Origin of the sequence: Alicyclobacillus sp. TC (assembly GCF_016804365.1) — a bacterium.
Classification (GTDB): domain Bacteria; phylum Bacillota; class Bacilli; order Alicyclobacillales; family Alicyclobacillaceae; genus Alicyclobacillus_I; species Alicyclobacillus_I tolerans.
In genome coordinates this window covers 1,121,648-1,147,537 of the sequence record NZ_CP044434.1, presented here as the reverse complement: position 1 = coordinate 1,147,537, position 25,890 = coordinate 1,121,648, and the positions used below count along the sequence as shown (strand labels likewise).

26 protein-coding genes and 1 tRNA gene are annotated in these 25,890 nt (G+C 43.7%); 9 read left to right on the top strand and 18 right to left on the bottom strand.

The window, feature by feature from the left end:
- Positions 1 to 18 precede the first annotated feature (18 nt).
- The 5 genes from FY534_RS05540 to FY534_RS05520 all read right to left on the bottom strand — a co-directional run bounded on the left by FY534_RS05540 (position 19) and on the right by FY534_RS05520 (position 3,365).
- Positions 19 to 261 carry a hypothetical protein gene (locus FY534_RS05540; RefSeq protein ID WP_238413682.1) on the bottom strand — a complete coding sequence of 81 codons (243 nt, stop codon included), beginning with the start codon at positions 259 to 261 and terminating at the stop codon, positions 19 to 21.
- 83 nt (positions 262 to 344) lie between these two features.
- Complete coding sequence (locus tag FY534_RS14600) at positions 345 to 530, bottom strand: hypothetical protein (RefSeq protein ID WP_238413681.1); 186 nt, start codon at positions 528 to 530, stop codon at positions 345 to 347.
- A 4-nt stretch (positions 531 to 534) separates the two neighbouring features.
- On the bottom strand, positions 535 to 1,356 hold the full coding sequence (locus FY534_RS05530) for an MBL fold metallo-hydrolase (protein ID WP_203115382.1): 822 nt from the start codon (positions 1,354 to 1,356) through the stop codon (positions 535 to 537).
- Positions 1,357 to 1,952: 596 nt separating this feature from the next.
- Positions 1,953 to 2,195, bottom strand: a complete 243-nt coding sequence (locus tag FY534_RS05525; protein WP_203115381.1) for a hypothetical protein — start codon at positions 2,193 to 2,195, stop codon at positions 1,953 to 1,955.
- 42 nt (positions 2,196 to 2,237) lie between these two features.
- Positions 2,238 to 3,365, bottom strand: a complete 1,128-nt coding sequence (locus tag FY534_RS05520; RefSeq protein WP_203115380.1) for a hypothetical protein — start codon at positions 3,363 to 3,365, stop codon at positions 2,238 to 2,240.
- 252 nt (positions 3,366 to 3,617) lie between these two features.
- Between FY534_RS05520 and FY534_RS14990 the strand changes: the two genes are divergently transcribed.
- Positions 3,618 to 3,914: a transposase gene (locus FY534_RS14990; RefSeq protein WP_370541547.1), complete on the top strand. Its 297-nt coding sequence runs from the start codon at positions 3,618 to 3,620 to the stop codon at positions 3,912 to 3,914.
- 427 nt (positions 3,915 to 4,341) lie between these two features.
- On the opposite strand, the gene FY534_RS05510 is transcribed toward FY534_RS14990, so the two are convergent.
- From FY534_RS05510 to FY534_RS05480, 7 genes are all read right to left on the bottom strand, one after another.
- Positions 4,342 to 5,196 carry a metallophosphoesterase family protein gene (locus FY534_RS05510; protein ID WP_072875187.1) on the bottom strand — a complete coding sequence of 285 codons (855 nt, stop codon included), beginning with the start codon at positions 5,194 to 5,196 and terminating at the stop codon, positions 4,342 to 4,344.
- A 148-nt stretch (positions 5,197 to 5,344) separates the two neighbouring features.
- Complete coding sequence (locus FY534_RS05505; RefSeq protein WP_203115378.1) at positions 5,345 to 6,751, bottom strand: MFS transporter; 1,407 nt, start codon at positions 6,749 to 6,751, stop codon at positions 5,345 to 5,347.
- Positions 6,752 to 7,857: 1,106 nt separating this feature from the next.
- Entirely contained in the window at positions 7,858 to 9,303 is a 1,446-nt protein-coding gene (locus FY534_RS05500) for an APC family permease (RefSeq protein WP_072875185.1), read from the bottom strand.
- Positions 9,294 to 10,739, bottom strand: coding sequence for a dipeptidase (locus tag FY534_RS05495; RefSeq protein ID WP_072875184.1), 1,446 nt, complete (start codon positions 10,737 to 10,739; stop codon positions 9,294 to 9,296). Before FY534_RS05495 ends, FY534_RS05500 begins: the two co-directional genes overlap by 10 nt.
- A gap of 835 nt (positions 10,740 to 11,574) precedes the next feature.
- Entirely contained in the window at positions 11,575 to 12,936 is a 1,362-nt protein-coding gene (locus FY534_RS05490) for an ATP-grasp domain-containing protein (protein ID WP_072875183.1), read from the bottom strand.
- Positions 12,933 to 14,066 carry a KamA family radical SAM protein gene (locus tag FY534_RS05485; RefSeq protein WP_072875182.1) on the bottom strand — a complete coding sequence of 378 codons (1,134 nt, stop codon included), beginning with the start codon at positions 14,064 to 14,066 and terminating at the stop codon, positions 12,933 to 12,935. The genes FY534_RS05490 and FY534_RS05485 overlap by 4 nt, the downstream gene beginning before the upstream one ends.
- Before the next feature lie 532 nt (positions 14,067 to 14,598).
- Complete coding sequence (locus FY534_RS05480) at positions 14,599 to 15,780, bottom strand: transposase (protein ID WP_238413679.1); 1,182 nt, start codon at positions 15,778 to 15,780, stop codon at positions 14,599 to 14,601.
- A 166-nt stretch (positions 15,781 to 15,946) separates the two neighbouring features.
- Here FY534_RS05480 and FY534_RS05475 point away from each other — a divergent pair.
- Positions 15,947 to 16,023, top strand: a tRNA-Arg gene (locus tag FY534_RS05475).
- A 716-nt stretch (positions 16,024 to 16,739) separates the two neighbouring features.
- On the opposite strand, the gene FY534_RS05470 is transcribed toward FY534_RS05475, so the two are convergent.
- The 3 genes from FY534_RS05470 to FY534_RS05460 form a co-directional block, all read right to left on the bottom strand.
- Positions 16,740 to 17,138, bottom strand: a complete 399-nt coding sequence (locus tag FY534_RS05470; RefSeq protein WP_072872528.1) for a retroviral-like aspartic protease family protein — start codon at positions 17,136 to 17,138, stop codon at positions 16,740 to 16,742.
- Positions 17,139 to 17,311: 173 nt separating this feature from the next.
- A complete protein-coding gene (locus FY534_RS05465; protein ID WP_129583462.1) occupies positions 17,312 to 17,581 on the bottom strand; it encodes a hypothetical protein in 270 nt (89 codons plus the stop codon).
- 129 nt (positions 17,582 to 17,710) lie between these two features.
- Positions 17,711 to 17,923, bottom strand: coding sequence for a hypothetical protein (locus FY534_RS05460; RefSeq protein WP_072872529.1), 213 nt, complete (start codon positions 17,921 to 17,923; stop codon positions 17,711 to 17,713).
- Between the two features lie 602 nt (positions 17,924 to 18,525).
- Here FY534_RS05460 and FY534_RS05455 point away from each other — a divergent pair.
- Positions 18,526 to 19,260 carry a hypothetical protein gene (locus FY534_RS05455; RefSeq protein ID WP_083573941.1) on the top strand — a complete coding sequence of 245 codons (735 nt, stop codon included), beginning with the start codon at positions 18,526 to 18,528 and terminating at the stop codon, positions 19,258 to 19,260.
- A 47-nt stretch (positions 19,261 to 19,307) separates the two neighbouring features.
- Here the strand turns inward: FY534_RS05455 and FY534_RS05450 are convergent, their stop codons facing one another.
- On the bottom strand, positions 19,308 to 20,063 hold the full coding sequence (locus tag FY534_RS05450) for an NUDIX hydrolase (RefSeq protein WP_072872530.1): 756 nt from the start codon (positions 20,061 to 20,063) through the stop codon (positions 19,308 to 19,310).
- Positions 20,056 to 20,283: a hypothetical protein gene (locus tag FY534_RS05445; RefSeq protein ID WP_072872531.1), complete on the bottom strand. Its 228-nt coding sequence runs from the start codon at positions 20,281 to 20,283 to the stop codon at positions 20,056 to 20,058. The genes FY534_RS05450 and FY534_RS05445 overlap by 8 nt, the downstream gene beginning before the upstream one ends.
- A gap of 217 nt (positions 20,284 to 20,500) precedes the next feature.
- Here FY534_RS05445 and phoU point away from each other — a divergent pair, with 217 nt between their 5' ends.
- From phoU to FY534_RS05415, 6 genes are all read left to right on the top strand, one after another.
- Positions 20,501 to 21,157, top strand: a complete 657-nt coding sequence (gene phoU, locus FY534_RS05440; RefSeq protein ID WP_072872532.1) for a phosphate signaling complex protein PhoU — start codon at positions 20,501 to 20,503, stop codon at positions 21,155 to 21,157.
- A gap of 167 nt (positions 21,158 to 21,324) precedes the next feature.
- The gene (locus FY534_RS05435) at positions 21,325 to 21,480 is read left to right on the top strand and encodes a hypothetical protein (protein WP_165611907.1); all 156 of its coding nucleotides are present in this window, start codon (positions 21,325 to 21,327) and stop codon (positions 21,478 to 21,480) included.
- Positions 21,481 to 21,805: 325 nt separating this feature from the next.
- The gene (locus tag FY534_RS05430; RefSeq protein WP_072872533.1) at positions 21,806 to 22,501 is read left to right on the top strand and encodes a CoA transferase subunit A; all 696 of its coding nucleotides are present in this window, start codon (positions 21,806 to 21,808) and stop codon (positions 22,499 to 22,501) included.
- 69 nt (positions 22,502 to 22,570) lie between these two features.
- Positions 22,571 to 23,230: a CoA transferase subunit B gene (locus FY534_RS05425; RefSeq protein ID WP_072872534.1), complete on the top strand. Its 660-nt coding sequence runs from the start codon at positions 22,571 to 22,573 to the stop codon at positions 23,228 to 23,230.
- Between the two features lie 121 nt (positions 23,231 to 23,351).
- On the top strand, positions 23,352 to 23,834 hold the full coding sequence (locus FY534_RS05420; RefSeq protein ID WP_072872535.1) for a flavin reductase family protein: 483 nt from the start codon (positions 23,352 to 23,354) through the stop codon (positions 23,832 to 23,834).
- 75 nt (positions 23,835 to 23,909) lie between these two features.
- Positions 23,910 to 24,743 (top strand): DUF2268 domain-containing putative Zn-dependent protease, encoded by an 834-nt coding sequence (locus FY534_RS05415; RefSeq protein WP_072872536.1) that lies wholly within the window; start codon positions 23,910 to 23,912, stop codon positions 24,741 to 24,743.
- Positions 24,744 to 24,786: 43 nt separating this feature from the next.
- Here the strand turns inward: FY534_RS05415 and FY534_RS05410 are convergent, their stop codons facing one another.
- A complete protein-coding gene (locus FY534_RS05410) occupies positions 24,787 to 25,866 on the bottom strand; it encodes an MGDG synthase family glycosyltransferase (protein ID WP_238413678.1) in 1,080 nt (359 codons plus the stop codon).
- Positions 25,867 to 25,890 lie beyond the last annotated feature (24 nt).

Genomic DNA, 25,890 nt, shown 5'->3' with positions numbered 1-25,890 from the left:
TAGAACGGAATACCCTTCTTATTTCCCTTTGCGACGGACACCCACTCCACCTGCACCAACGACCATACCTCCGTCAACAGCAAACCAATACTCACCGTTCCGCATTTCCTGTGCTACCCGCTCGAGATTGTAAAAATATTCCACGATTCTTTGGGTGTATGACGCGGGGTGCATCTCTCCGTACGTATCCCAGTATGCGAGCGTACAGACACGACAAATGCCTTCCACATGCTCTTGCCGTGCTTTCTTGATCTCGATCACGCTTCGTCACCTTCCTGTGGCGTAATTTTCATGTTCTATCACTCTCTCTTTTTGCGGTATTCCTAAGCGAACGTGCATCGGACCTACGTCTGCTGAATTCGCCACTGTACCAACAAATAAGCGGCGTACACGGTCATCATGTTGCTCGCCTTCTTCAGTAACCAGCGTACGACCACACCGAGATTGAACCATCGGCAAAGTGGTGTATTCTCTGATCCGTTGTTGGTCCTACTACCGTCTAGGCCACGGAACTCAACGTTCAAATCCAATGTTTCAGCGCTCCTCTGTTCTTCTCAACGCATCAAGATACCGCTCTACTGACCGTATCACGACACCCTTGGCGTCATATTCAACCACCGAATCAGCCTGCGTCCCATACAGCCTGTCAAACGACAGTGGTTCCAGCCTGCTCCGGACACCCTTCATGATCACCGCAGACAACGGGATCCGATTCGGGAAGCTATACATAAACGACACCCAGCGGCGATCTGCCGACACAGAAACCGTGTCGCCTGTTAAGAGAACGCCTTTGCCATTCGCACCAGACTTCCAGAGCAGCACCGTCGATCCGGCAAAATGTCCACCCACGTGAACCAATGTTACCTCCGGGTTCAACTCAACTTGCGTACCATCCCAAAATTCGATTCGGTCGCTCGGATGCATCACCCACCGTCTGTCACGAGTATGGAGATAGATCCGTGCATCGAATCGCTCTGCCCACTCCACCATGGAAGAGTAGAAGTGGGGGTGTGAAATGGCGATGGCTTGAATGCCGCCAATACCCCGAATGAGATCAACCGTCACGTCATCGATGTATGAGATGCAGTCCCACAAGATGTTCCCGTGCGGTGTACGGATCAGTTTGGCATGCTGGCCAATCGCGAACTCGGAGACCGTTTCAAGACCCCACAAGTGCGGTTCGTGCTCGTAAAAAGCATTCCGGTATCCGGTTGCCTTCATCTCTTCCAATGTCGTCCATCTTTGCCCTCCGAGTCCAATATACTGCCGCTCATCCTCGCAGATGGAACAGTGTTCGGGCGGAGTATCACGTTCTGGATATTGTGTTCCGCAGGTCACGCAGATCCACTTGCTCATTGTCCGTCCCCTCTCTTCCTTGAACTTCCTTCTCGGATGTGATAACCACTCATGGCCGTCACCTCTGGAAGAGGCGTACGCTCGTACGCCTGCCCAATCCATACACCGTCGGTCCTATACCTACCCCGAGCGTCTGTACACCAAACCGGTTGTCCCTCCTCGTCCTTACATGAGCAGACACTCCCTTTGTAAACGTGTGAAGCTGAGACATGGGATGGGCCACCGACCTACCCAACGTTCAGTCTACCGTATCGTGCAAAATGGTAGAACCGCCATAATGACCATCGCCATGAACAGAATTCCTTCGCCTCTAACGCCAATCTACGCAGACGGCTTCATAAGCTGCAATATGCAACCAGCGACGAGGGAGTCCATAGGCAATCCAGCGCCAATCATGGTGAACCAGAAGCGGCAGCGACACTTCCAGTTGGCCGTAAGCCAGGTTAATGGAGCAGTATCATTCTAGATGATTCAATAAACTCGTAATTCTGGAAAGAATGATAAAAAAGGAAGAAGAAATCCAGATTGGGGGGTATATCATGATAAAGGGAAATTTACACTTGTTGCTCACACATGTTCTCGGGACATCGCCATTGCTATCGAAGTTTGCGTTTATATTGGTGTCCATCGTCTATTTTTTGTCCAATCGCTCCAATCAAAATCCCTGCCAAGCAGGCTAAGGGCGTTCGATATACAAAACATTCCTGAATGGCTCCCCTTTTACGCGCTTCGTAACAATGCCCCAGCCCACAACGGCTGGAGCCTTGTTCCATTCTTCTATCCATTAAATCGCATCGACAGACGATGACGGTCAAAGAGTCGCGATGGTCTCGCGCCATGCACTATTGTTTCATGTATGACTGGGCCGATCCGGTCCAGCTTTAGGACCGAGCGCCCCAAGCATGTGTGGCATGTGAGCCCCAAGTGGGCATTTTGCCATTCACGAGGTTGCTAATCCTCTTGTCCATCCGGGACAAGATGTCACTTTCTCTGGCACTGGTCATCTTTCCACTCGAGACCTGGCCATCCAATTTCGCTTTCGCAGCACTCTCCAATTCAGAAATCAGTTGGGCAGAAGTGACACCTTGACTCTCCGCGATTTGCGCCAACGTTTTCCCAGACTTCAAGTCCGTCTGCAAAGTAGATGGACTGAGATTTAAATCTTTAGCTATACCCAGCATCCCCGTCCCTATGGGGCCCATGCCTCGTTCATGCGCCGGATCGCCCCAAGTGGGCATTTTGCCATTCACGAAGTTGCTAATCCTCTTGTCCATCCGGGACAAGATGTCACTTTCTCTGGCACTGGTCATCTTTCCACTCGAGACCTGGCCATCCAATTTCGCTTTCGCAGCACTCTCCAATTCAGAAATCAGTTGGGCAGAAGTGACACCTTGACTCTCCGCGATTTGCGCCAACGTTTTCCCAGACTTCAAATCCGTCTGCAGAGTAGATGGACTGAGATTTAAATCCTTAGCTATCCCCTGCATCCCCGTCCCTATGGGGCCCATGCCTCGTCCATGCGCCGGATCGCCCCAAGTGGGCATTTTGCTATTCACGAAGTTGCTAATCCTCTTGTCCATTCGGGACAAGATGTCACTTTCTCTGGCACTGGTCATCTTTCCACTCGAGACCTGGTCATCCAATTTCGCTTTCGCAGCACTCTCCAATTCAGAAATCAGTTGGGCAGAAGTGACACCTTGACTCTCCGCGATTTGCGCCAACGTTTTCCCAGACTTCAAATCCGTCTGCAGAGTAGATGGACTGAGATTTAAATCCTTAGCTATCCCCTGCATCCCCGTCCCTATGGGGCCCATGCGCCAATGCGGTGCAAAAGAAAGAGATGCCTGGCTCTGAGTGCCCGTGGAGGACTGCATGCTACCCGCCACCATGGACACTTTTGCCGAGGAAGATGCGGTATGTCCAGCATTCGTAGCAGCCAACACCATCGAAGTTCCCAGACCCATCGTAGCCACTACAGCGGCAGAACCTATAAGAGTTTTCTTAGACATTCTAATCCTCATCTTTTACGTATCCTCCATTCAAATGATGCGTCCTAGACGACTGCGATTGATTGACGCGAAACGAGACGTCTTATCTACCACCCCGCTTCCACCAACACAGTATGGGCCACATTGATTGAAATCCCATTGAATGATTACGCCTCTAGCATCAGGACTTTTTGAAGAGATAATGGTGCTAGGTTGAAAGTGTGGACACAACGAATCAAGAATGTAAGAATAAGGAGGTTCGAGGTTAGCCACATGACACAGAAGTACGACAAGGAATTCAAACGTCATGCAGTTCAATTGGCTTTCGAGAGTAGGAAGCCGGCGAGCCAGGTAACTCGGGATCTGGACATATCGCAAAAGAAGTTGTATGGATGGATGTCGAAATACAAGAAGGATCCTTCTACCCCGTTCGTCAGGAGCGGGAACCTTAAGACGGAAGCGAAGATTTTACGAGACCTGGAGCGGGTACACTCATCCATCGTCTATCTAACGCCAGTTGAATACGAAAGAAGATATTTACAATCTGGAGTTTCTGCTATATTGACTTAATACCGAACTGTCCAACAGCGAATATGAAAAAGCGAAGGTGATGAACCTTCGCCAAGGCTGTCGAAAAATGAGCGCTATGAGTGGTCTTTTTCGACAGTCTAAAATTTTTGCTTCAATTTTCAGTTCAAAGTAACGATATATCTTGATACTGTTTGCGAATTCTATTATTTGTTTCTTGTTCATTTGAGAAGCAAAAATAAGCCATTGTCCACCGTAATTGAAATACAATACGGTTTCGTTCGATTGTGAAAATACATGCATAATTTGTCTGGATTTTAATCGGTATTTTTGTCCCATTGGTAGATTTACAAATTTCAATGGAACGTGAGCTATTTCCTAGCAGCATGGTAGACTGGATAGTCAAACTACTGGCAAACTCGTCAATGCCAGTTCACTTATCCGTCACATCATCAACTTTGCTTCGTGTTTAATCCTTGGCTCTTGGTAAAGTTGTTAAAATCATCTCCGAAGTCCCATACGCTTTGTCCGTGTGGCCATAGCCAAGTATCAATCCTCGAAACAACTCACTCTGCCGCAATAAGTCGTGATCCGCATGATAACTGCTTACATGAACCGCCTCGTCAGATACTGAGTATCGTCGAAATACGGGAGCAGACAAAACTGCGGAATGTTGCACAAATGTCCATCCGGGCAAGGTGTCCGTTCCATTTACAGCACTGTGGATATGATTGTGTCCATTCAGATAAAGCCCCTCTGGGGACAGTTTGGCTAATTTTTGAAGCACTTCTCGACTGTTGTCAATGGACATCATCTCGTGGTCAGATCCCGCCGTAGTCTGTACAATGGGATGATGCCCGCAGACGATGGTGTATTGATTTTTGGAGCGGCTCATCTCATCTAACCAATCGAGTTGTTCTTCGTCTACCAAGCCGCCCCAGTTATCGTAGGATGATTCTTTTGTTGTATCCAGATATACAATGCGCAGATTCGGGAATTCATCCACTGCATAGCGAGGGCTGTCCGTCTGCCTTAAAACGTCCTCTTTCGATTGGCGAAGTGTGTCATGGTTCCCCAGAATGAAACGGAATTGGCGGTCGTATTGTTTGGATAATTCAGAGGTCGTTCTCAGGACAAAATCCCATTCTAGTGGGTGGCCCCAATGGGTGATATCTCCGAGAAGAATGTGTACATCCGCATCCAGCGTGAAAAATTCGCGAAACAGCTGTCGATAGTAGGCATCGCGTATGAAAGCATGCTCATTCGGAATTTCATTGCAATAATGCGCATCTCCCATGACAGCAAGGCGTATTGTACGGCTCATTTGGCTTCACCTCTTCTAATTCACATCGGTCTAATCAGTCCTTTTTTTCGCCTCAAAGCACGGCGCCGTCCGTTAGACAACTATTTTCTCTCAGGGAGAAAAGACGGCACAGTCTGCTATCAACAGAATTAGTTTCTCAGTGCACAAATTAGGTGCCCGTCGATATGGAAACTGTTAACGATGTTGTATTGTCATCCACCTCTCTCGAAGTTTCTTCGAGCGTCCGCCGCTTGGTTTCGGGCAGCAGTATCAATGTGAGGATTGCAGCAATAACAGCCAAGGTTGCTAAAAATCCAATTGCCACTGCTTCACCCCAGATTCGAAATAGAGCAGGGAAGACAAAGGCTGTTAAGGATGCCCCTAGTCGACCAGAAGCAACCGTAATTGCTTGAACAACGCTTCGAATCTTTGTTGGCGCCAACTCAACCCCGAGCATACCGGAAGCGGAGACAGAACCCGGTCCAGCTTGAGACATCAAGTTTTGTCCGCCATACAGCAACAAACCGATTAAAGGTACGGCAGTTGCCTCACCCTTCAACATACTAAACAAGCCTAAAGCGGCAGCCATACCGATAAACCCAAAAACTTGGAGTGGTTTCCGCCCCCAACGGTCAATCAGTAAAATGGCAACAATGGCCCCTGGAACGGTAAATGCAAGCTCCATAACCAGTTGAAAACTCCCGGCGGTCAGGCCAATCCCCTTCGCGATAAGCGAAGGACCAAAGAGAATTCCAGAATACGCGACAATGTCGAAGAGAAACCATAGCACGCACGCTGCAAAGATATTTTTACGGTTTTTAGCCCAATAGAATCTTGCTGCTTGTCGATCTTCTAACTTGTCTCGACTGACAACATTGTTCGCCACTACGCCAGTAACTTGCAAGATTACCTCTTGTAGCCCCGCAAAATCCCCTTTCATCCTCGCCAAGAACCGAGGAGTCTCTGGCAATTTTCGGCGTAAGTAAATGACCGAAGCTGCAGGCACCGCGCCAAAGCCTAAAACAATGCGCCAAATGAGCGCATTCGGCACATGAAACACCTGTAAAACCATGTATAGAATGGCGGCAAATGTAGCGCCAATTCCCCACGTCAGTCCAAATCCAATGGCGATACTTTTTCCACGATCTCGAGAATTCGCATTTTCACCCATAATTAAAGGAGATAGTACATAATCCGCACCAATCCCTATCCCTAAAATGAACCGCACGGCAATCAATTCGGGTACGTTGCTGACAAACGCTTGTGCCAAGGATGCTAAGGCAAGCACTAACACGTCAAGTCCATAAAATGTCTTTCGACCCTTGTTCGCGAGCAGTCCAAAGACAATCGCACCTAATGCAGCACCGATAAGAGCGCTACCCGCCAGCAGAGAGCTTTCAAGTCCAGTCAGACTTTTGACGTTAAAAGATAATAGTACCAAGGGTAGCACAATTCCGATAGAGGATAAGTCATAACCGTCCGTGAACACACCCATACCTGTCGTGAAAATGGACTTGAGATGAAACTTGTTGAACTTGGCCCGATCCAACCTTTCAAAGAGTCCCGTGCCATCCATCCGAATAATCCCCTCCCAATCTTCACAAAACTAAATCTCTGAATATGGAAGCCAAAGACATGCTCCTAATTCACGCACACAATACTGCCATTTCGTTAAACCGCCGTGAAGAAACCATGAAGGCAAGGTGAACGTTTGATAAAGAATCTGTAAACAGCGAAAATTGCGCAAACATAGAAGATTCTCTCGGTCAGCATAACGACCATGGACTACCTAGCTTGAATAGAAAACAGGCTAGGTAGTCCATGGTTTAAAAACGGATCGCAAAATAACCAGTGCTCAAAACAACTTTTCAAGTTCAAGCTTATTGTGGATGGGTATGTCTCAGTACCCCTTTTCAGGAAATGTCGATTTCAATTTCTGCGCTTCATCAATCGCATGATGAAAAGCCTCCATTGTGCTTTACCACCCCCGTTTTAAAGTGCGTCAGATTTAGCCACGTTCTAGCGATAGCTCTTCCATCGGAATCTCCAAGCGAAGGCGTGACGATGGTCTCTTGTCTGCAGGCATGCGTTTTGCACCGAGAGCATCCCATTTAGCGTAGCGCCGTTGGCAGCAGAAACTTCAACTTCTTTTTCGTGGCAGACATGAACCGGTGGCTGACGCTGCTTTTGCTCGTGCCAGGGAACTCCCATTCCTCTCCGACCGACTCTGACCGTATGCAGGCTGTGAACCTTGAATTACTGATGTAGCAACTCTACACAGAAGTCTACCAAAAGGAAGGTATTCCACCCTCCCAGGCTGTTGAAACCTCATTCTTTATCCTTTTTTAGGATGATATGGTGTCCAAAACCGTTGAGATGGTATGATTTTCTGGAAATCGACTCGACCATACTGGTACGAGAAATCTACCTGTTATGAATGTGCTAAAAAACTCTAGAACAACACGCACAGCATTTCGTTTCAAAGGCATAAAGTACAAGAACAGAATTCTTAATATCCATGCTAAAAAACCAGTGATTGGTATACCGTATAACTCCATAATCCCTCGATCAATTCCTAAGAGCCGATGCCAAAATTACTTTGGGGGACATCGCCTCTAAACTACAAAATTCATCTCTTACCTGAACGATGGCCTTTAGAAATACGACTGTCCAATGCTAGTCTTATAAATATTCACTGGATACGGAAGCTTGCCCCGCTTGGGTCAACGTTTCTGGCCTGTTCTTCTTCAACCAAAGGGCTACGATGACTCCAGTCAAGACAAAGAGCGCTGTCAAATAAAGTACAAGATTGAGTGGCCAAGCCGGAATGGGATAGATGGTGGATACAAGTGGAATAAACATAACAATGGCCCCCAGTGCAGATGGGAGAGTCCCTACCAACCAACCCATGTGAAAATGATGCTGGTCTTTTTTCCATAATCGAATCCAGGCAATATTAATCAGGACATACAGCGAAAGTCCGAGAATGTCGGACGCTTCCACCAAATAGCTGAATCCAGCCGGATAAGGACTTTTAGCGAAGCTTACGACAAACAGTAAAAGGGTAGATACACCGGTTAACATAAGGGCGGCATGGTGCGGCGTTCCGAAACGCTGATGCAAATGAGAAAACCACCGGGGTATCACACCGTCACGGCCCATGGTAAATAACACACGCGCACTGGCGTTTGCACTCGCCAGCGAGATGCCAAGGGCAGAGATCATACCTGCGAAGTCAACTACGAGTGCCATCCATTGCCCTACAAAATGAATTGCTAACGAACTGAGGGGGAGTGTCGCATGCGCTAACCGACCTCCACCGTGGACCCCATATCCTATCGCGATCGCATAGGAAACAACGATATATAGCAATCCGCCTAAAATGAGAGCCGCAAATATCGCCGCAGGAATTGCTTTAAAACGATTTTTCGTTTCCTCAGCCACAGTCGCGGATGCCTCGAATCCTGCAAATGCCCCGACTCCATACAACATTCCGAAGATAATGCCTGTCCAAGATGAAGGCGACTGATATGGAGAGAAAACTGCCCATGTGTTCCCATTTGCTCCGCCTTGAACAATGATGGCTATAGCCAGTCCTAGAACAATAGCGGTTTCGACAATAATGAGGAACAGGTCTACTCTCGCCGAGGTGCGTATCCCACGTATCACCAGATACGTAACAGCCACGATGCCACATAGAGAGAATATCAGCCAACTAATCTGTTCCCCGAAGACTTGTTGGGTAAAACCCTGAGCAAAATAGCCAAATACGAGTAAATTGGACGGCAAAGCAAGCCCATAGGCCAATGCAAGCATCCATCCCGATAGAAAACCTAACACCTTGCCGAAAGCCAAGCTATTGAATGCATACGCTGCGCCAGCCGAGGCAAAGCGTCTGGCAAAGTGCAAAATCGATGCGGCGGTCAAAAATGAAGCCACCATAGCAAAGACAAACGCGAGAGGAACCGCACTTCCTGTAAACTGCGCCATGGCTTGAGGTAAAAACAGTACACTAGCGGCGGGAGCCATATTACCAAAGGAAATCGCTAAAGCTCCCCAAAAACTGATACTTCCCTCGCGTAACCCCAATTGGCGGATTCCTTCCGAAGATGAGCTGGTCACAGGCATGATCCTTTCTCTACAGGCGGCCAAGGCGTTTGATAATAAGCAACAAGCGTCCGCAGCCCCTGTTCTCTCTGGGATAGAGAAAAGTTCTCGTTTGCAGAGTGAATATTATCTGAGGGTAAGCCAAAACCCAGCAAAACCACCTGCGCCTGAAGGTGCTCAGAAAAATGAGCTAAAACTGGAATAGAGCCACCCATTTGAATGAATGTTGCTTCTTTGCCGAATCCATATGCTAAGGCTTGTAAGGCGTGTGCGTAGGCCGTATGGGAAACATCTGCCATCCATGCCCAGCATTGATCGAGTAGCTTTGTGTTTACTCGAACCGTCGAAGGAGCTTTACTCATTAAGTGCTTTTGAATGATATCAGCAATGTGAGCCGGATTTTGTCCTAACGCTAGACGTACCGTGACTGTAGCATGGGCGACACTTGGAATTATGGTACGGGGAGAGGAGCCAATATCTCCACCATACATGCGATTAACCTCCAGTGAAGGTCGTATCCATATTCTCTCCAGCGGAGTATACCCAGCTTCTCCGTATAATGCTGGAACTCCCAGTTGTTGTAGCAAAAGTTCTTCTGACGGAGACGTTTGTTGTATGATACTTCTGATCTCATTTGGGATTGATGCAATATCGTTGTAAAAACCATTAACCGCTATGCTTCCATCGACATTGTGCAAGCTGTGAATCATCGCTGATAAGGCATGTAGAGGATTTTCCACCAGTCCACCGTATCCACCTGAATGCAAATCCTGTGCAGGACCATGTACAGTTATTTCAATTCCGCATAGCCCGCGCGTACCAATGCACAGAGCAGGTTGGTTTTCAAACAAAAATGGAGTATCCGAAATGGCGACTACGTCCGCCTGCAAATCTAACGTATGTTCTCGTCCCTGCTCATCGATAATTTCCACAAATCGTGCTTCACGAACGCGGGATAGCAAAGCAAGAAGACCAGGACTTCCTATTTCCTCTTCGCCTTCGAACAAAAACTTGATATTAAAGGGTAATTCCCTACCCGTTTGTATGACGGCTTCCAGAGCTTGAAGATGTGTCAGCAGTTGCCCTTTGTCATCGCTAGCTCCTCGTGCGTACAAACAGTTGCCACGAATCTCCGGTGCAAAAGGCGGACTGCACCACTCCTCCAGTTTTCCCGGCGGCTGAACATCGTAATGTCCATAGATCAGTATCGTTGGCAAGTGTGAACCTTGATGTCTTTCTGCGTAGATAATCGGGGCAGCATCCTCAAACGTAATCCACCGCACCATCGGTATCCCTATTGAGTTTAAATAAGTCGATAAAAATTCAGCTGCTTCATACAAACCATTCCGCTCTTTACTATCCTTACTAAGGCTAGGTATTGATAAAAAATTAAACAAGTCCTGAAGCATCCTGTTCTGGTGTTTTTTTATATAAGCCTCAGCCTTTTCGTACGGCATGGTTTTCCCCTTTCTACTAGGATAAGCCGGATGTCCCTGCTATCTTCTGTAGACTTAACAATCAGTCTCTAACGACCTAGCATTGCGATTACTATATCACGATTCTTACGTCAAAGATCGATAGTGTTAGGCTGAAATAGTGGACAATATGATCGTTTTGCTGAATGGTCGTTTAGGTAGAGGCGAAAAAAAGAACGAGACCAGGGCAGCAAGCATATTCCATATACCGGTAATCGATGTTGTTCTCATCAGATGAACTTGTTTTAGCTTACGCAGACTTCTTGTGTTGTTCCATCTGGTTTACGGCTAGTGCTGATGCGAGTATCGCGATCGCGTTGATAAGCATGTGTGTCTTTACTTTGCGGATGTCTCGGACATGGACATCATTCGCCGTCAAATTCGTCTGAAACCTTGCGTTACAACGTTCTACAGCGGTTCGCTCATGCCAACACACACCCAATAATCCATGTCATAGCCCATCGAGCAACGCGACGTCCCATCCCGATGTTATTCCTTCAAGCGAAGCCACCAGAAGTGCAAGTAGAATCACTTCACGATGGATAGATCTCGTGCATTTGGGTTGACGGCTTTCTTAACTTCGAACATACGGTTGGAGTTCCAAGCCCCCCAAAAACAGAAGCAGGCGATGGTTGAAGAAGATACATATGGGACTTCCCTCCTCGGAAATTTCTGATTTCGTCACTTGAAATCTTCTCGAAGATTGGGGTGAAGTGCTTTTTCATGCCTTCAAATTCCTTGTCTTATAAATCTTTATAATTCTGCAAAACACTCAAGTAAGAGAATGTTGAATTTTTCTTTCTCCTAAATTTGTCTACTAGATCATTTCATGCAAGCTATTTGTTTCGATACGTATATTTACCCTCTGATTGATCTCATGATATAAATCTTTTAAAAACTCTACTGAATTTCCTTGCAACCAACCTACCACAAGAAACATTTCTTCATCTTGACAATAAACATGTGTTCCATTTGGGTAAACTTGATGAATGTACACCACCCCCTGCTTGGTTCTGCACTCCTCCAATCCTTCTATGGATAACAGTACACCTTCTTGATTTGGATAAATTGTAAACATAGCGTATTTATTTTTCTGTTCGATCTTGGCGGGTATAGAGATTAAGGAACCTGTACATAGAAGAATTTCCCATTCAGAAACGTCCATTCCATAATAAGTTTTTAGACTTTGAGGTACTAACATCCCACCTATACGGGGATTTATTTCAATTATTCTAGGACCACTGTTTTTATCATATCTCATTTCAAGATGTACAAATGATTGATTTAATTTAATTTTATCAATCGCCGTCTCTGCATAATTTAAGAGCTCGTCGATTTGCTCATGATTTAATCTATCAGGCGGTGTGACTAAAAAATGTTCTAATACTTTGCTTCTCTCTTCTGTTAAAATAACTTTGTCATGGATAAGAAGTGGAACCACTTGATTTTGAAAGACTATCATTTCGATACTCACTTCAGGACCCTCCAAATATTTCTCCACTAAAAACATATTTCTAGGATCCATAAAAATTGAGCGATTACGTGGCAACTGGAAATTATGAGCAAAATTATATTGGCCAGGATTTCCTCCTTCTTCAATCCGACGACACATATATTGGTAATTTTCTACCAATTCACTTTTATTATCTGCTTTTAATATGAGATGTGATGCTGAGCCATTAACTGGTTTTAAAATCAACGGATAGCCAATGAAGTCCGCAGCTATGAGACAATCCGATAAACTTGTAACCAACGCATAGTCCTTGTCCTGTAAACCTATTTGATATAATTTTTCACGCATTAAATATTTATTAGAACATTCTATAATAGACGAATGATTTTTATTGGGCAATCCTAAATCATTTGCCAATAATGCTACAGTTGCTGCTATATACCCTTGTGAATGGCATAAGGAAGCCACATTGTGAACAGCGATTATCTCCCAATTTTTTTGCAATTTGTAGAGTATATTTAGCAAATTCTCATAGGAAAAATTATTTATTGGTATGATAACATCAAAATATGAATGCTTATCAACATGATATTCGCGACAAAATTTTTCGTATTCATATACCTCTACCACGCATATAGTATGGTAACCCATCCTATGTGCAGCATCTGCCCGGCTTAAGAGATTAAGTATTGAACCGACTTCAATAAAAACGATAGCTTTATTCATGACCAAGCATCCTCCATATCATCTCCATCTAAATAATGAGAAATGATATATCCTTGACTGTCTACTTCGTGATCAACAGGAAGAGAATTTTGTCCGGAAAATTGTAAAAAATCAGCTGCTTTATAGACTGTATGGTTACGAATCAAACGTTGATTTTCTCGAAAAACATAGTTTAGTTTTGAATCAATATTTAGACGATGCTTGCCAACAGGTGTTACATATACGTATTGAAAAGCAGTTGTTCCCGAAAATCGCGCTAAATCACGAAGAATATCAATCCCTTTTTGAACTGAGGTGCGAAAATGGTTTGCTCCAATGACTGGCATACAATGGAATACATAGTATGGAGAAATCTGATTGGCAATCATGAGATTAGATAATTCTTGAATAATTCTGGTTTCTGCGTTGACACCCTTTAGTAACACCACCTGGCCTTTAATACTGACTGAGTGTCTGTGAAAAATGCTTAAAGCTTCTATAACAGATGGAGTTAGTTCATCTGGATGATTTAATGAAAATCCAACAGATACACATCTCGACATTTTGGGATTCATTAAATGAAATCGTTGAAAACGAGCAATTCTCTCAATTCTGTTATCAGTAATACTTTCGGGAGTGAAAAGAATATTTCTGGTACCTATTCTAATATTTCGAATATGAGGAATAACTTCTATACGATTCAATAGTTCTTCAAGCATATCAAAATCCAAAAACGGGTCACCACCCGTGATAAGTACCGTATTTATGCGAGTATCTGTGGATATATAACGAATGGCTTGATCAATATCCGCCTCTGTCATTCTTTTCGCTTCTCCACCTAATGTGCGAGTTTTCTTAAAACAATAGCGACAATACGCGGCACATTCAAAATAAGGTGTTAAAACCACCCTATCTTCATAAATTCTTTCCATTCCATAAATTCCTTGATTATTTTTACCTGCTTCAAAAGGTTCACGCAGTCCACTAAAATCCAATTCATGAATACTAGGTAACATCTGTCTTGCGATAGCTTCGGATTGTTTAGCAAGTTTAGCAATTTCAGGGCTTAATTTGGTTCGAAATGATTGTCTTAATTCTGTTTTCCAAGATTCATTCTTTGGACTTTCAGTTTGATGACAATCATGTTTCAAGATGATTCCTCTTTTCTGAATTCATTTGATCAACTCAAAATTATCACTCCCAATCACGCACGTATATTGCTTTTTTGTAAATAAATCCATTACACAAAATAATAACTACACTAAAACTAAATTTGACCAATATAAGTATTAAAATTAAATTAAATAGAGTTTTTTATCACACAACTTCATATGGACTGAATATCCCGCAAACATCTTATGAATCAAGGCAAAATAAATCTAAAAATTAAAATATAAAAATCATAATCTCGATCACGTTTTGAGATACATGATACACTTCCCACTCATGCAACTTGGTTGAAAGAACGCGCAACCCGTGTCAACTCACGTAAAAATCTTACCGAAGAGAGATGGCTAACTCATTTAAAAATCTAACCCATTCCCGATTCCGTTGAAGTGGGAGGGGTGAATGGCCGTAGGCCAGAGGGGAGGAGCGAAGCGGCTTCCCCTTTTTTTGTGTCTGTGGAGCTTGTGGGCAACTTGAAGAGTTGTCCATCAAATCCACAGACCGAATGTTTTGGCCTCAATAGGAGTCCCGAGTGCCGTTTCGTTTGTCGTTGTCGATCCCCCTGGAAACCGGTGCGGGCAGCGGAGCAGGAGCAAGGTTCGCCCCGCCTAGTCCCTGTGCCAGCAGTGTCACCAGTTGTCGGTGTAGCTGTAGTGGATTGAGGGACTGTGCCCACTCACTCCAGTACTTTTGGCTGTTCGTTGGGATGGCACTAGCATCGAACGCCCGTTGCAAAGGAGTTTTTGCTGAGTCGTATTTCTTTTGCATGTGACTGCCGTTACGTTTTTTCTCAATGACCTTGCGCATGGGCAGACAGGCATTGGCATATACGTCAAGCCACGCATAAACCGTGTTGAGCCATTGAACATGCTCTGGAGTGTCGAAACGCTCGTAACCTACGATTTCGCGGACCAAGAATCGATTCTTTTGCTCCACGTGAGCGTTGTCGTTCTTCTTGTAAGGTCGGCTTCTGGTGAGCGACAGCCCATTCGCCTTCGTGAAACGAACCAGGTGAGCATTGATGAACTCGCTGCCGTTGTCGCTGTGGATTCCCCACACCGGATATGGCCATTCCGTTAGTATGCGTTCCAGCGCTGCCATGACACCAAGCTGGCCCCTGCCAAGTACCGCAACGCGTCTACTGTATCCCGTCACGACGTCGACGACGGAGAGGGTGTAAGCGAAGTGTCCCAAGGACGATCCGCCGTTGTGCTCGACGAGGTCGATTTCCAACGCACCAGGTCTGTCCTCGTCCCAGTCATAGCGTTCCACTGGAATTTCCGAGCGCAGATGTGCGGACGGGCGTCTGTCGGCAGGGATGTGCTTGGGACCGGGACGCTTCCATTGGGCGATACGACGGGCCAGCGTCGCACGGCTCATTTGCTGCAAGTCACGGATTGCCTCTTGAGTCAGCTTGACCTCACCGTGATTGGCTAACTGTGCGGCAGTACGCATCAGCACGGGATGCAAGCGCTCTGCACAAGGATAGTCGAGTGCTTCCCAAACGATTTGAACGATGGGCATCACATCCCTATACCGAAGAGAGCGAGTACGCTTAGCGGGCGGTTTATCGTGCTCCGGTTTGGGTTTCATAGTGGCAATCGCGTACTTCCGCGCGTATCCCAGGGTCCGCTCCAACTCATCCAAAATCTGCGATTTCTCTTGCCTATTGCGTGCCTTAAGGTAACGCACGCGCATCGTACTCAGGTACTCTTGCCGACTCTGCATGGACATCCGCACATCGATCCCTTCGGTAAGATTTCTGTTTGAGTGAGCCGATACCCTTTCGGTAAGATTTTAGCTGAGTGATCGCGCAACCTTGCTATTTTTCATCTTTTGAGTGTATAATGCTTAGCGTATGTTTGTCTCAGTAGCTCAGTTGGATAGAGCAACAGCCTTCTAAGCTGTGGGTCGGGGGTTCGAATCCCTCCTGAGACGCCAATTAAAGAATAGGCTGCCGGTAGTAAATATCCGGGAGCCTTTTCTTCATGAATTTCTATATAAAAAATATTGAAGAAAAAAATGCTGCAGGATAGAGCCATATTGAATTAGAAAGATATATTTAGATAACAATGATAACTTTGTATACGTTTTACACAGGAGGACATCAAATGCCGAAAGATAAAAATTCATATGAAAATGAAAATAAACCCCCAGAAAAATTGAAGATGGCGATGCATATAAACCTGTAGTCATAGGTGCTATTATCTTTGTTGTACTATTTGCTATAGCGCTTGTCATCATTTCTGTAATGAATAAATAAAAGGGAAGATTGAGCATGAAAATGAGCTGGAGAAGAATACTTGCTGTTGGGATTCCGATAGCAAGTATATTGCTTTCACTTATTACGGCTCGTTATGGTTTATTTGTTTTATGTTTAACACCAGCCTTTTTATCTTTGGGTAAATTTTGGAGATCATGACGATGGGTCAATTATGATCTCTTCTAAAACAAATCACTATATCACTCCTAGTATAATTAATATGATATGTTAAATTATTCAATACTCTACACTCGCAAAAAAACGCCCCGCAAGCGCGGGGCTAAGCCATGTTTAGGGGGTTAGGATGAGGCTCTTTCGAGTCACAAGATGGTTATAACGCATAAAGATTGAATTGCGCTTGAAAGATTTATCAGTCAGTTTAAGCCTTGTACTACTAATAAGATGCCGCAGGTGACAAGATGAGTAGTAATTGATTAACCGTATCTAAAGCAAGTGCGAGTTGATTATCCACAAAAAACCTTAAACCAAAAAGACCAGAGTCTGTGAAAGTAGGATCAACAATACAAGGAACATTAGAAAAACTCTGGCCTCCTATGTTTAGATTACATTCTGACTGATATGCACTGGCATTGCCTCCTATACCTCCAATTTGAAGGGATCCTAAATTGGGGAGTCCTAACTGATTTGCTATTTGTTGATTGAAAGTTAACTCAAACGCTCCTGTATCCATAATCATATGAGGAACATCCATACCGTTAACATTTAAAGTAAAATAAAACGCATCATTTTGAATAGATCCTGGAAGTACAGCGATTTCAATATAACTTGCCATTCTATCAGCCTACCTTTCCTTTTTCACAGAATATCGTATGCATGTCATGACCAAGTCGGCAGGGCTAATCATGGATGGAGAATGTATTTGTAAAAAATTCCTATCGAGATTGTCTAAACAAGTGGAAAATAAATTCAAAAACACAGGTAATGTCGTGTAAATACGAATAACCATTACGCTTGTTTGGATATGTATGACCAAGATGGAATGTGGAACGATTCATGTTGCCTGTTCATCTCAACAAAATTATTTTCTACGCCTAGTCCTAAATCCCAAAAAGAAACATTATCTTCCAATCTCAACGCTTTGAATAGTAATTTAAGCCTTAGACGTTTTGCAGTTACTCTCAATAACTGAGTTTTGTCAGAATCAAACCACCCCAGTTCCAATCGTGTTGGCCAAAACTCGTCGATGAGAATGCGTAATGCCTTGCCTCTGTTCAAAAACAATCACGCTCAAGTTTGGATCTTTTGTTCGAGCAGCTTGACGATTACTTATGAGTGCGCCATAAGTAGCGGATAGACTTCCCGAATCAGGTTATCGGGACAAAGCGTTCACATCGGGGGCTAGGCTCAATCAAGTTGCGGAATAGCTGCGTGTTCCGGTTGGGCTTCGTCCAGATGGCGTACGGCCATAGGTATTCCATCCCGTTGCTGCGCACGACGTGCAACGCCACAATGTTTATCGCGCCCATGTCTAAACTTTGCTTGAACTGTCGTAGAGCCAATAAAGAATTGGGATTCCCTTGGCATATGGATGTGGCGCGTGCGTATCGTCAAGCGCAAGAATATCTCCGCCTGCCAGGGCCGTATCCGAGTCTTGCTGAAGACGAGCCAGGCTTCACACCCGTATCGCTGAGAGATATGCAGTTAGGTGCCTCATCGGAGATAGTTAGGGTGTTTTTAAAAAATCAGTGGTTTTACGAATATTCCACATCATATTCACAATCCAATCTCATGCAGTAACTGCATAGTTCCTGAAGCAGGTTGAAACCACCTCAATTCTAGCTTTTTTAGATAAAAATTACAGATTATTCATGTTCATTGTCTTGTTTCTATGTCAAAAACAAATTTGATGGTGTTTTATTCGTGTTACCAATTGATTTGGAGAGAGCAACGGAGGATGCACAGCAGATTGCAGATCACTTGGAGGTAAGTGAAATCTTCAACTTCCGATATTTGTTGTTGCTAAGCTATGTAAATTAGATGTTTTTTAGCCTGAACAACTGCGTCAAGTGTGCAATATAGTCATCTTAACAAACAGCCCGATCACGATACGTTTAACCCTCTTGCCAAGGAGGTGTATAGTTAATATTTGGAATACATCTGTAACAAAATCGGGATCAGGATCGTCTAAAAAGTGAAAATCAAAACAGGGAGTGGTTGTTTTGCGTAGAGCAATAAGGGGAATCAGCGCAATCACGCTTGCGCTGACATGTTTGGCTGTGACTGGGTGTGGGACAATTCACAGCGATTCTTCACTTTCTGCTAATTCTATAGGAACATCACAAACAAAATCGACAAATCCTCAACAGCAAAACCAAACAGATGAAGTGAAAAATCCTCAAAAATCTACAACAGTTTCTTCTCAAGTCAAGAGCAGTCATTCCGCCAATCAAAATTCATCATCTACAATAAACTCAACAAAAACAAATATTTTTTTAGGAAAAAATGTTCAATTCATAACTAACTCAGGCATGCCCAACGCTATACCGAATGGGTACACAGATCAACATACTCAACTTACTTACTATAGAAATAAATTCCAAAAAATTGAATCATTTACTGGAACACTTCATCACAAAACTTTTATCTTGGATTTTTACAACAGTATCCCGAACGGCATAGCGGTAGGAGTCAGTTACAATCATCAACCGGTATATTTTGGTTGGGGACCTTCTCCAGTATTTGATATACTCCATTTTGTTGGGGATAGTATTCTTTTGGGGTCACCTTCAGCTGGTGCATACATGGCTATTAATTTGATGAATGGTCATTTGATGACTCACACAAAACAGATTGTCAAATTAAAAGGCTATTCAGGACTTCAACCTCCAAAATATATTTTAGGTTTGCCAGGTACTCACTATCCTATTCAAATTCCCAATATAAAAAAATCCTGAGTAAATCTAGATTATCCATAAAGCAAGACTGGATTGCTCCAGCCTTACTATTTCATATCCTCAAGCCAATCAAGCATTGATAAAGTCGGATCGTGCGCTGTCAATTGTGACATGGCTGATTCAGCCGTTTCAAACTGAGATAAATTCTCTAGCATAACACGAGTGGGAGGAACTACCTTCACCAAACCAGGGTGTATTTCTTTCACTAATGGCTCTACAGTCTGCCAGCCAACTTCTGCAACTTCTTCATTATATGAAAATGATTCTTCATCAACTTGGTGGTGTATGGCAAAAAACCAGGTATCAAACTGTGCCGGCTGGCCGTGTGGTCCAATCCAACGTCCCACACAGCGCAATTGAGTAAGATTCAACTGATATTCATTGAATCTTAGCCATTCTAGCAATGAATAAGAATTCTTCTCGACTGACGCATATTGCTCTGGACAAGAATCTATTCGACCTGTTGATCCTTTCATAGATAAAGCCGTCAGCAAGCCAATTTCCTCAAAAGTTTCACGAACGGCAGTAATTGCCCAAAGTCGTCCACCCTCATAACCACTGGGACTGCCTATAGCATATTGTTCAGCAATGATTTTATCCTGCTCATCTTCCGTTCCACCTGGAAAAGCTAGATAACCTGGAAGAAAACGCATGGTTTGCGAACGTTTCTCCATTAACACTTGTAGTCCACTCGAGGAATTGCGCAAAACCAGCAATGTTCCAGCTTTTCGAAATCGACCAGTCGGACGATATGCAGGAATAGCTGTAAGTGCTTTATCTTCTTCCATTATTTTGTCAGACATGTGCCACCACGCGTTCTTCACGCTCCTCTGGCGCAGGTTTTAGGGGAATTTGATCTGCATTGGTATGATGGTAACAAACTCCAAAAGGAAAAATTCCTTCTCTCTCCACTCGATATACAGTTTTCATAATTTTAACCGAAAACTCTGCAGGTACAAGCGCCTGACAATGAGGGCACCAAAATATTGGACTGGTTTGGGGACTGTGACGAAAATCGAGCAAACGTTATTCGACTCCTCTTTTAAAAATCACATTTTCGAGAATATCATGATTTAAAGTCGGAAGCTGTCGAAATTCGCGTTATGAAAATTTGAATTTTATCAGCCTTATATATTCTAAATATTTACAGGCGTGGCTAGATACATTTCTTCATGTGATACACTCTAGAAGTGAATAATCTTATTAGCCAGGCATGCGAATTTTTACTGGAGGACGATTTATGCAACAGCGTCAAGCATTCGACATTGCACTCAAAGAATTAAAACTTAAATTGCTGCGCATGGGCGGAGACGTACAGGAAGCCTTGAGACGTAGCTTGCGCAGCTTAAGAAATGGAAATTTACAATTAGCCGAAGAAATTATTCAAGAAGATAAACGAGTCAATCGACAGGAACATGAAATTGAAGATCTCTGCATTCGACTGATTGCTACTCAACAACCAGTTGCAACCGATTTGCGTCGCATTGTGGCCGGCATGCGAATCGCATCTGACTTAGAACGTATGGGCGATCTCGCTGTGGATATATCCAAATCAACCATTCGTCTCAGTGGTCAACAGCTCTCGTCTCCCCCATCTGAAATCGCTGAGATGGGACAAATTGTTGACTTTATGATTTCTGAAGCCTTACAAGCTTATGTCGATAATGATCCTGAACGTGCCAAAAGTTTAGCCGTTGAAGATGATCGGGTAGATCACTTATATCGACAAGTTGTAGAGCGCTTGTTTCATGTTAGCTCCCTTACTCCGGAATTGACTTCACAGGCTATGACACTTGCATTTTGTGGTCGTTATTTAGAGAGAGTGGGCGATCACGCTACAAATATTGCTGAAGGGGTTATCTATATTGTTTACGGTGAACGATCTGACCTAAACTAAAGCAACAATTCAAAAGTTCTTACCCATCCATTACCTTCCAAGCAGAAAATTTCAATGTATTTTCAAGCAACTCGTCATACAGCCGTCACATTTTCTATTCAATAGATAATGGAAATTACTTAGAAACCTGTTACACTAGGAACAAGGTAAGAGAAGGAGTGGAACGTATGAAGTTACGCTCAAATCAACCGATTTCCAAAAACCCATTGGCATCTTTAGAAAAATTTTTTACATTATGTGAACGCGTCGCAGTGACAGGAAGTGCAATGTTGGTACTTGGAACCATAGGATGGTTATCCTTCCATTTGCATATGAATCTCTAGTACTTGTTGATTCACCTTTCAAGTTTATCCTGAATCCTAAAGATGCGAAATAGACGCCAAAAGTGGCACTTGTGTCTCCTTGCAATGTTTCAGATGTATTTATAATAGGAAACGACAGCGCAAAATACCGCTGTCGTTTCCTAATTCATATCTTCTTTTTTATTCCTGTACTTCTATTTCTCCTCAACTTGGTACTACCTAGAACACTATACCAGAAGCACAAATTTCTATGCTACAATCTAGAAAGCGCTCTCATTGGCGTTGTTTTCAATTTACATAGCTTGACAGATTTACAAGCTTTGTTTTCCAGAAAGGAGCATTCTGCATGAATAAAATTTTTTCCAGCCCTGAAGAAGCGGTTGCAGATATTTCCGATGGGGCAACGCTCTTGGTTGGTGGATTTGGACTCGTAGGCATACCAGAAAACCTCATTGAAGCCTTAAGGAAGAAACAAGTACGCCATTTGACTTGTGTAAGCAATAACTGCGGAGTAGATGATTGGGGACTTGGTTTGTTATTGCAGCAACGACAAATCCGCAAAATGATTTCTTCCTATGTTGGTGAAAACAAGACATTTGAAAAGCAATTTTTAAGTGGTGAATTGGAAGTCGAATTGGTTCCTCAAGGTACGCTCGCTGAAAGGATTCGTGCAGGCGGCGCAGGAATTGGCGGTTTCTATACTCCAACAGGCGTGGGTACCACAGTAGCAGAAGGTAAAGAGATTCGCGTCTTCGATGGCCGAGAATATGTTCTAGAAATGCCGATACGTGGAGACTTTGCTCTCATTAAAGGCTGGAAAGCTGATTTATATGGAAATGTCGTCTATAGAAAAACAGCTCGAAATTTCAATCCCATGATGGCTGCAGCCGGTAAAGTCACTATTGTGGAAGTAGAAGAAATTGTTGAACCAGGCATGCTCGATCCGGATGAAATTCATACTCCCTCCATTTATGTACAACGAATTGTTCTTGGAAAATCTTATCAAAAACGAATTGAAAAGAGAACGGTTCGACAAGCTTAACTGACGGATCCTACTGACTCTCTTTTTAATCTAAAATTAAATTGTTCCTGTAAATAGGAGGATTCACACATGGCTTTAACTCGTGATCAAATTGTCCAACGGGCAGCAAAAGAAATCCATGATGGGGATTATGTGAATCTGGGCATTGGAATGCCTACCTTGGTGGCCAATTATATCCCTTCCGGCATTCAGATTCTACTGCATTCAGAAAACGGCTTACTGGGTACAGGCGCCTATCCACTGGAGAACGAGATCGACCCGGAATTAATTAATGCAGGCAAAGAAACAGTTACCACTGTACCTGGAGCATGTTTTTTTGATAGTGCTGAATCTTTTGCCATGATTCGCGGCGGTCATATTGACGTAGCCATTTTAGGTGCTATGGAAGTATCTGAACGCGGAGATCTGGCAAATTGGATGATACCAGGCAAGATGGTGAAAGGCATGGGTGGTGCCATGGATTTAGTGCATGGTGCTAAACGTGTTATTGTCACTATGGAACATGTCAACAAAAACGGTGATTTTAAAATTGTTGAAAATTGTACCCTTCCACTTACTGGAAAACAAGTGGTTGAACGTATCATTACGGATTACGCAGTCATCGATGTGGGCACAGAAGGATTGATTTTACGGGAATTAGCTCCTGGCCATACAGTTGAGGAAGTTCAAAAACTAACGGGTGCTAAATTACACCTGCCTAGCGAAGGATGCCAAACCATCGTAATTTAATCTGCAAAGCAAATTTGCGGTAAGTTGACCAGGAGTGTATGCTTGCTGGTCATCCTGCCGCTTTATCTGTTACACTCTCTAGGAGATACATTTGGCTTATAGAGAGGAAGGAAGATGCATAGTGCCGATTGATGCGGCTCTATTTCGTCAATCATTAAGTCGTTTTGCAAGCGGTGTTACTGTTGTAACCATGGCTACTGACCAAGAGAGAAACGGCATGACCGTTTCAGCTTTTTGTTCTGTTTCATTGAATCCACCTTATATTCTCATCTGCCTAGACCATACATCGCACAACATCCAGCTTATTCGCACAAGCGGTGTATTTGGTGTCAATATTTTGGCTGAAGATCAAGCTTATTTATCTGCGCATTTTGCCAGCAAACATACTGATAAATTGAACAACGTTTCTCATTATACTGGGCAACTAGGCGTACCACTATTAAATGATGCTCTGGTTCGGATGGAATGTAAGGTTGTTCATGAATATGCCGGGGGCGATCACGTTATCTTTCTTGGACAAATCGAGTCTTCCACCGTTGAAGAAGAAAAACGACCATTACTATATTACTCTGGACAATACGGTACATTTACACCGAAAGTCTAACCTCATACCCCTCAAGAGGGGTGAATCGGAAAATTATGATCATTCCTGCATGTTAAGAAAGAAGGAACACGGAATATGGATCTCATAGAGTTTGTTCCTCGTCTACAGCAAATCCATCAATGGATTGATGCGTGTGAAATCGCACCCATCTCAAAGCGAAAAAGCACATTTATGTCCATTTTCGAATTCACTGAAGAAGAAGTAGACGAGTTACTCTATTTTGGCCTTATTCCGTTGGAATCCTCTCTTGAAACTTTTCGTCACGCTTTACACCAAATGAAGATTCATAGTGTCGAATCATTCATTCAAAAAACGCTCATCGAAGTCATCCATAAGTATCCTTTGGGGAAACCTATATTTGTGCAATTGTTTCCTATGAATGAACATGACACGTTTGGACGGGAACGACTCGGGGGCGTTTCGGCTTGGACCAATTGGGAAGGAGACACCATTCATTTAGTCGTGTTTCCAGCAAAAGAAACTCTACGTGCTCTAAAATCAACGCTGGTTCATGAATACAATCATCTTTATCGAATAACTGCCATGCAAAACGGGCATGCCCATATAACACTGCTAGAAAAAATAATTCGTGAAGGTTTAGCAGAACACTTTGTTGAGGAAGTCCTGGGTAAAGAATTCCATGGACCGTGGGTAAATACTCTTGCAGAAGATAACGCGAAAAATCTATGGCACACGTTGTACTCACTACATACCACAGAAATTGGAGAGCATACAGACTCACTTCTATTTGGCGGAGGAAATACTCATTTACCACTTTGGGCTGGGTACTCTTTAGGATATTACTTGGTCAAATGGTACCGCCAAAGTGTCACCCAACCCTTAAGCATCATTGATCTCACAGTACAAGATTGTCTAAAATTCATTCCAAGTTCCCAGAACTTTGAATAGATGTAGTAAGATATAGAGATGAAAACAGGATGTATACTTCAATTTAAACACGTTTGATATTTTTAGCAGCATAGCCTCCATCTGCTTGTCTACCTTGAAGACGTTCTTCCACTTCGTAAACGACCCGCTTAGCCGAATCGGATACTTGAAGCTCCTTTAAAACGGATCGAGCAGCTTGTAATTTTTTTTCCGTCAAAAGCGTGCAAGACTCAGCTAAAGTCTGAAGATTTTCTGCTATCCAGCCTCCCCCAGCCTTTTCAATATAAATAGCATTTTTCCGTTCTTGACCAGGTAACGGTTTATAAAATAACATCGGAGTGCCACAAGCCAGACATTCGGCAATCGTCACACCACCTGCTTTGGTAACAATAAAATCCGCTTTTTCCATGAGTTTATTTATTTCTTGTAAATAACCGTAGCTCAAGATAAGCGGATTGTTAGAAAAGTGATTTTCTATTTTTTTTCTCATGATCTCGTTACGTCCACAACACACAACCACTCGATGCTGCGGAAACTGTCGATGTAAAGTTTGTACCACCTGAAGAATCTGTGGAAAGACACCACGACCACCTGTCAATACCGCTAGATAAGGTTTATCCAGAAGTTCAGGAAACGGAAACCCGCTGGCATGCTGCTGAAAAGCCTGACGAATTGGAATACCCGTCGGAATAACCTCATGATGTAGACGATAAATTTTTTTAGCACGATTCGCCAATTCTTGTGTAGCGACTAAAAAGAAATCCGCTTCATTTACAAACCAGCGACTATGCAAAGCAAAATCGGTCAACAAAACGGATGCCAATACCTGCGGATTTAATTGTTTTACATATCGGAGAGATTGATCCGAAAACAGCTGAATTACAGCATCCGGATGCCATTCTTGCATCAGCTCCACAACAGCACCTTTAGAAAAATAGGAAAGCCAGCGCCAAAGCGTACTGTCTTTGGATAATTTCTCAGTCCAGTCGTATGACCATCCATATACGAATGGCAGATGGCTGGTAAGAAACTCATATAAGCGTTCATTCCAGCTTGCCAAAAGCTGATTACTTGAACGCCAGCCATCCATCATGGCTACTTCATGCCCAGATTCTAAAAATGCTTCCTGGAGAGATTCAGCCACTTGTCTATGACCGTCTCCAAATGA